6 protein-coding genes are annotated in these 7,114 nt (G+C 61.2%); 2 read left to right on the forward strand and 4 right to left on the reverse strand.

From position 1 onward, the window contains the following. The 3 genes from AAC083_RS16325 to yqhD form a co-directional block, all read right to left on the reverse strand. Positions 1-869, reverse strand: an 869-nt coding sequence (locus AAC083_RS16325) for an NAD(P)(+) transhydrogenase (Re/Si-specific) subunit beta (protein ID WP_181364785.1), incomplete at its 3' end; no start/stop codon positions are given. A gap of 11 nt (positions 870-880) precedes the next feature. Next, on the reverse strand, positions 881-2,407 hold the full coding sequence (pntA, locus tag AAC083_RS16330) for a Re/Si-specific NAD(P)(+) transhydrogenase subunit alpha (protein WP_042035966.1): 1,527 nt from the start codon (positions 2,405-2,407) through the stop codon (positions 881-883). A gap of 505 nt (positions 2,408-2,912) precedes the next feature. Continuing rightward, positions 2,913-4,076, reverse strand: a complete 1,164-nt coding sequence (gene yqhD / locus AAC083_RS16335) for an alcohol dehydrogenase (protein WP_108537159.1) — start codon at positions 4,074-4,076, stop codon at positions 2,913-2,915. A gap of 157 nt (positions 4,077-4,233) precedes the next feature. On the opposite strand from yqhD, the gene AAC083_RS16340 reads away from it, so the two are divergent. Then, positions 4,234-5,136 (forward strand): AraC family transcriptional regulator, encoded by a 903-nt coding sequence (locus AAC083_RS16340; protein ID WP_042035964.1) that lies wholly within the window; start codon positions 4,234-4,236, stop codon positions 5,134-5,136. Between the two features lie 17 nt (positions 5,137-5,153). Further along, a complete protein-coding gene (locus AAC083_RS16345; protein ID WP_042035963.1) occupies positions 5,154-5,666 on the forward strand; it encodes a lipocalin family protein in 513 nt (170 codons plus the stop codon). A gap of 54 nt (positions 5,667-5,720) precedes the next feature. Here AAC083_RS16345 and AAC083_RS16350 read toward each other — a convergent pair. Continuing rightward, positions 5,721-7,114 (reverse strand): methyl-accepting chemotaxis protein (locus tag AAC083_RS16350; protein ID WP_108537160.1); only part of this gene is annotated, 1,394 nt, incomplete at its 5' end.

Consider the following 7,114-nt stretch of genomic DNA (forward strand, 5'->3'; position numbering starts at 1 on the left):
ATGTAAGAGAGGATGGCACCGGAGGAACCTACCAGCGCACCCACCACGATCAGCAGGTCATTGGAGAGCATGAAGCCCGCCGCTGCCGCTGCCCAACCCGAGTAGGAGTTGAGCATGGAGACCACCACCGGCATATCGGCACCGCCGATGGAGGCAACCAGATGCCAGCCAAAGGCGAACGCGATCAGGGTCATCACCAGCAGGGCGAAGGTGGAGCCACCGGCGTTGACGAAGAAGATCATCAATACCAGCGAGGCCACCACAGCCAGCAGGTTCAGCTTGTGACGATGGGGCAGCATCAGCGGCTTGGAGGAGATGAGACCACGCAGCTTGCCGAAGGCAACCACGGAACCGGTGAAGGTCACGGCACCGATGAAGACGCCCAGGAAGATCTCGACCAGGTGGATGTTCAGCATGGCGCCGGAGAGGTGCTCGACCTGAGCGACACTGGCCGCCTGTTCGAACGCCGCCCGGGCCGCAGCCAGAGTCGCATCCAGATTGGAACCAACGGACACCACCACCTCGGCGGGAGCAGAGGGGTGCAGATCGATGAAGCTGTTGAGGCCCACCAACACGGCCGCCATACCCACGAAGCTGTGCAGCACGGCGACCAGCTCGGGCATCTCGGTCATCTCGACCTTGAGTGCCAGCCGCACACCGATGGCACCACCGATGACCATGGCCAGGATGATCCAGTGCACACCACTGGTTTCCGGGTTGAAGACGGTGGCGAGCAGGGCGATAGCCATACCCGCGATACCGAACAAGTTGCCATGCTTGGCCGTTTCTTGCTTCGACAGTCCCGCGAGACTGAGGATGAAGAGCACGGCGGCAACGATATAGGATGCTGTTACCAGTCCTTGAGACACGTTAAACCCCCTTAATCCTTACGGAACATCTTCAGCATGCGCTGGGTGACGGTGAAGCCACCAAAGATGTTGATACTGGCAATCAGCACGGCGACAAACGAGAGCGCAGTGACGAGCGTAGACCCCTGACCAATTTGCAACAGGGCACCGACCACGATAATGCCGGAGATGGCATTGGTGACCGACATCAGCGGCGTATGCAGGGAGTGGGAGACATTCCACACCACGTAGTAACCGACCACACAGGCCAGGATGAACACGGTGAGGTGGGAGAGGAAGGCGGCCGGTGCCACGGAGGCGATCCAGCCAAAAGCCGCGATACCGAGGGCGCCAAACACGAACTTCTTGTTGGAGGGCTTGGCCTCTTCTTTCTTCGCGGCCGGTTTGGCGGCGGCGGGTTTCTGCGGAGCGGCAGAGACGGCGATGGCGGGCGGCGGGAAGGTCACTTCACCGGCCTGGATCACCGTCATGTTGCGCTGAACCACGTCGTCGAAGTCGATGGCAACCTGGCCGTCCTTCTCCTTGCACATCAGCTTCATCAGGTTGACCAGGTTGGTACCGTAGAGCTGGGAGGATTGGGCAGGCAGACGACCCGGCAGATCGGTGTAACCGATCACCTTGACGCCATTGGGGGTGACGAACAACTCGGTCGGCTTGGTGTATTCACAGTTGCCACCGGTTGCGGCAGCCAAGTCCACGATGACGGAACCCGGCTTCATGCTGTCGACCATCTCCTTGGTGATAAGCTTCGGAGCCGGACGACCAGGGATCAGGGCGGTAGTGATGATGATGTCCACCTCTTTGGCCTGCTGGGCAAACAGCGCCATCTCGGCCGCGATGAACTCATCGGACATCACCTTGGCATAACCATCGCTGGATGCGCCGTCTTCGCCACCGAAGTCCAGCTTGAGGAATTCCCCCCCCATGGATTCGATCTGCTCGGCCACTTCCAGACGGGTATCAAACGCGCGCACGATGGCGCCGAGCGAACCGGCAGTACCAATGGCGGCCAGACCGGCCACACCGGCACCGATCACCAGCACCTTGGCAGGCGGCACTTTACCGGCTGCGGTGATTTGACCGGTGAAGAAGCGACCGAACTGGTGCGCAGCTTCAACCACGGCGCGATAGCCACCGATGTTGGCCATGGAGGAGAGGGCATCGAGGGACTGGGCACGGGAGATCCGCGGCACCATGTCCATCGCCATCACATTGATGTTGCGCTCGGACAGCTTCTTGACCAGCTCAGGGTTCTGGGCAGGCCAGATGAAGCTCACCAGAGTGGCACCATCTTTAATTTGTGCGATCTCGGCATCGGTCGGCGCATTGACCTTGAAGATAAGGTCGGCTTGCCAGACGCTCGGCACCACGCTGGCACCGGCAGCCTCGAAGGCGGCATCATCGAAGCTGGCCAACTGGCCAGCACCGGCCTCGATGGCGACCTCGAAGCCGAGCTTTTTCAGCTGCTCGACGGTAGCCGGGGTCGCTGCGACCCGGGTCTCACCGGCGAGACTCTCTCTCGGTATTCCAATCTGCATGACTATTCCCTGATGGTTAATAAACAATCGCTGCCCAGTGTCGCATTTCTGACGAAACAAGACATGACCAAAGTGCAGGTCCAGGGCTCTTTGTTATGAAAATCAGTAGGCTTTACCTCAACCTCCTGTCATGGTCAGGCCCCCGCTTTTCAGGCGCGAAGGTGATTAGTATCAAATTTTGGAGTTTTATTACAACCGCAGTCCCGACGGCACTCGTACAGAATTCAGCCCATCCCTGGCTACAATTTAAAAAAACAAACCAAATTAGAGGCTTATACCAGTAAAAACGGCTGAATAAAGTGATCCAACCAGTCAAAAAAATGTTTTACCGGCCCTCTATCTTAGCGTTTTTTGTTCTTACGAAATCCGCTTTCGTCTCACTTCCCGCAGCGAAACGCGGAAAGTAACATTTTCCCAACAAAAACGGGGCCGCCCCGCCGCCAGATGGCGGAGGACGGCCCCGACAATTTAATCGCTTCGCCCGAGTGGCGCCGATTGGGGACCCTTACCAGGCCGCTTCATAAATATGTTGGCTCTGCACCAAGTCGATGTCGCCGTGCTCACCGATGGCAGTCATGCCGTGCTCCCCCAGCTTGCCAATCAGGGTGTCGATACCCAGATCGTTCAGGCCGTAGTCGCGCAGTCGGGTCTTGACCCCCATCCGCTCGAAGAAGTCGCGGGTGGCGGCGATGGCATCGTCGATGCGCTCCGCTTCGCTGCCACTGCGCAGATCCCACACCCGTTCGGCGTATTGCAGCAGCTTGGCGTGCTTCTGCTGGCGTTTGGCCTGCAGCAGGGCGGGCAGCACAACGGCCAGGGTCTGGGCGTGGTCGAGACCGTGCAGAGCGGTCAGCTCGTGACCCAGCATATGAGTGGCCCAATCCTGCGGCACACCGGCACCGATCAGGCCGTTCAGCGCCATGGTGGCGCTCCACATGATGTTGGCGCGCACCTCGTAGTTGTGCGGATCAGTCAGTGCCTTCGGGCCCTCTTCGATCAGGGTCAGCAGCAGCCCTTCGGCGAAGCGATCCTGCACCTTGGCATTGACCGGATAGGTGAGGTATTGCTCCACGATATGGACGAAGGCATCCACCACCCCGTTCGCCACCTGACGCTCGGGCAGGGTGTAGGTGAGCACGGGATCGAGCACGGCGAAGCGCGGCATCACGAACGGCGAGAAGAAGTGCACCTTGTCACCCGTGCTACGACGGGTCACCACGGCGCCCATGTTCATCTCTGAGCCTGTTGCGGGCAGAGTCAGCACTGAACCCAGCGCAATGGCGGAGCGCACTTCGCTGCCGACGGTCTCGAGTATGTGCCAGGGATCTCTGGCCTCATCATAATGGGTAGCGGCGGCAATGAACTTGGTGCCATCCAGCACGGAGCCGCCGCCGACGGCGAGCAGAAAGTCGATCCGCTCGGCACGGGCCAGCGACACCGCTCCCATCAGGGTTTCATAGGTGGGGTTGGGCTCGATACCACCGAACTCGAACAGGGTCATGCCAGCCAGCTCGCTGCGGATCTGCTCCAGCAGGCCACTGCGCACCACGCTGCCACCACCATAGGTGATCAGGATGCGGGCGTCGCTGGGGAGCTGTTCACGAAGCTGGGCAACCTGGCCCTTGCCGAACAGGATCTTGGTCGGGGTATGCAGAGTAAAATTGTTCATCGACATTGCCTTCTTCTGATAGTCAGGGCGGCCAGGCCGCGAAATCGTGATTGCATTTTTCTCCAGAATCCCTCTACCATCAAGGCAACATCCTGCTTGATTCTTGCCTATTTCTACAAAGCAGCCAAAAGCGGAACTATTGAATCAAAGAGCGCCCATGCAAAACCGTTACAGCGACCTCGCTGCCAGAGTGACTCGCCACGTCACTGCCCCCGGCATCACACCCTCCCCGGTGGAGCAGGTGAATTTCATCTATACCACCGAGTACCACGGCCGTACCCCGGTGCTCTATCAGCCACGGATGATAGTGATCCTGCAGGGGCACAAGGTGGGTTATCTGGCGGATCAGGTGTTTCGCTACGACCCCAACCACTACCTGCTGATGACCTTGCCGCTGCCCTGCGAGTGCGAGTGCTTCGCCTCCCCCGAGCAGCCGCTTATCGGTTTTACCATCGAGATCAACATGGTCACCCTGCAAGCGCTGTTGCTGGAGCTGGGAGACGCCCTGCCCGCTGCGGCACCGCAGAAGAGCGGCATCCACTCGGTGCCCCTGTCGGAGGCGATGTTCTGCGCCGCCGAGCGGCTGATCGACTTAATGGACAACCCGCTGCACGCCAAGGTGCTGGGACCGCAGACGGTGCGCGAGATGCTGTTCCACGCCCTCACCGAGGGGGGTGGCCCCGCCTTGCAGGCGCTCGCCAATCGCCACAACCATGTGGGCCAGATCGCCCGGGTGCTGCGTATGATAGAGTCGCGTTATGCCGACAACCTCACCATGGAGGAGCTGGCGCGAGAGGTGAACATGAGCGTCTCCGCCTTTCACCACCACTTCAAGGCGGTCACCGCTACCTCGCCGTTGCAGTACATCAAGTCGTTTCGGCTGCACAAGGCGCGCATCATGATGCTGCACGACGGCATCAAGGCGGGCACCGCGGCGGCCAGAGTCGGTTACGAAAGCAACTCCCAGTTCAGCCGGGAGTACAAGCGCTTCTTCGGCAGCACGCCGACGGATCAGGCCTCCCGCTTCCGGGATGGCCAGCTGCGCATCATCGAGGGATAACAAGAGAGGGATTACCTATGCGTTCACTGCTTTGCCTGTTCACCGCTTGGCTACTGACGGCCTGTACCGGGATTGCCGACGGCACCCGCCCCGTCACCGGCTTCCAGCTCGATCGCTATCTCGGCACCTGGTACGAAATTGCCCGCCTCGACCACAGCTTCGAGCGGGGGCTGGAGCAGGTGAGCGCCACCTACAGCCTGCGTGACGATGGCGGCGTCAAGGTGCTCAACCGCGGCAAGCAGAGTGATGGCAGCTGGCGCGAAGCCGAGGGCAAAGCCTACTTCGTGGGCAGCCCGGACGAGGCACGGCTCAAGGTGAGCTTCTTCGGCCCCTTCTACGGCGGCTACAACGTCATCGATCTCGACCCCGACTACCAGCTCTCGCTGGTGACCAGCTACAACCACGACTATCTCTGGATCCTCTCACGCTCCCCCAATCCGCCCAAGGCGAAGGTGGATGCGCTGGTAGCCAAGGCCCAAGCGCTGGGCTTTGCCACCGACCAGCTGATTTGGGTCAAACAGCCGGGATAAGCGCCAGAAATAGCAAAGGGCAGCCCGCGGGCTGCCCTTTCTCTTGCCTGATGATCAGAGCCGGAAACGGCCGATCTCCTGCTCCAGCCGCTCGGTCAGCGACTTGAGCTCGGCGGCCTGGGCGGCCTCTTCGCCCGCCTGCTCGGCCAACTCCTGAGAAACGTGGCGTATGTTCTCGGTATTGCGGCTGATCTCGCTGGTGACCGAGGTCTGCTCCTCCGCCGCCGCCGCTATCTGGGTCGCCATGTCGCTGATGGAACCTATGGCCTGGTTGATCCGGCCAAGACTCAGGTTGGCGGCTTCTGCATCCTCCACGCTGGTGCCTGCCAGCTGACGGCTGGTCTCCATGCCACCCACGGCGCGACGGGTAGTCTGCTGCAGTGTCTCGATCATCTGCTGGATCTCGTCGGTGGAATCATGAGTGCGGCGCGACAGCACTCGCACCTCATCCGCGACTACCGCAAAGCCGCGCCCCTGCTCACCGGCCCGGGCCGCCTCAATGGCGGCGTTGAGCGCCAGCAGGTTGGTCTGCTCGGCAATGCCGCTGATGGTTGCCAGAATACCGCTGATCTTCTGGGCGTGGGCATCCAGCTCGTGGATGATCTGGCTGGCATCCGCCACTTCGTCTGCCAGGCCGGTAATGCTGCGCTGACTCTGACCAACCTGGGATTGACCCGCGACCGCCAGCGCGACCGCATCGGTGGCGGTGGTGGCGGCAAACTCGGCGTTACCGGCGATCTCCTGAGTGGCGGAGGCCATCTCGGTCACCGCGGTCGCCACCATCACGATCTCGTCCTGCTGCTGACGCACCCGCTGACTGCGGGCCTGGGCACCGGCCGCCTGGGTGCGGGACTGGGCCGTCAGCTCCAGGGTCACGTCACGCAGGCGACTGACGATGCCGTGCAGCCGCGCCACGAACTGGTTGAAGCTCTCGGCCAGCTGGCCCACCTCGTCCTTGCTGCGAGTGTTGATGTGGACCGTGAGATCCCCCTCGCCGTGAGCTATGTCGTGCAACGCCCCGGCCACCCGCCCCAGATCCTGGAACAGGAAGTTGAAGGTGCTGGTCAGCACCAGACCAAATACCAGGATCAGGCCGGCACTGATGAGTAACAGCTCCCACAGCAGGCTCTGCAGCGGCGCCATCAGCACATCCTCATGCATCACCATGGCCAGCAGCCAGTCGGTGTTGGGAATGGGCAGCACCAGCATCTGGGCATCGCGTCCGCCGATCTGCACCAGCTGCAGACCGCCCTGCTGGCTCATACTCACCAGTCGGCTGGCATCCAGCTCAGGGGCCAGATCCTGGCTCTTCTTGAGCGCCAGCGCCTTGTCCGGGTGGGCGACGATGAGGCCGCTTTTGTCCAGCAGCATGGCGTAACCATCCCCTTGTACCCGCATCGCCAGCACATCCTTGATGAGCTGTTCAAGCGCCAGGTTGGCACCGACCA

Source organism: Aeromonas sp. HMWF014, from assembly GCF_963878295.1.
GTDB lineage: Bacteria > Pseudomonadota > Gammaproteobacteria > Enterobacterales > Aeromonadaceae > Aeromonas > Aeromonas popoffii.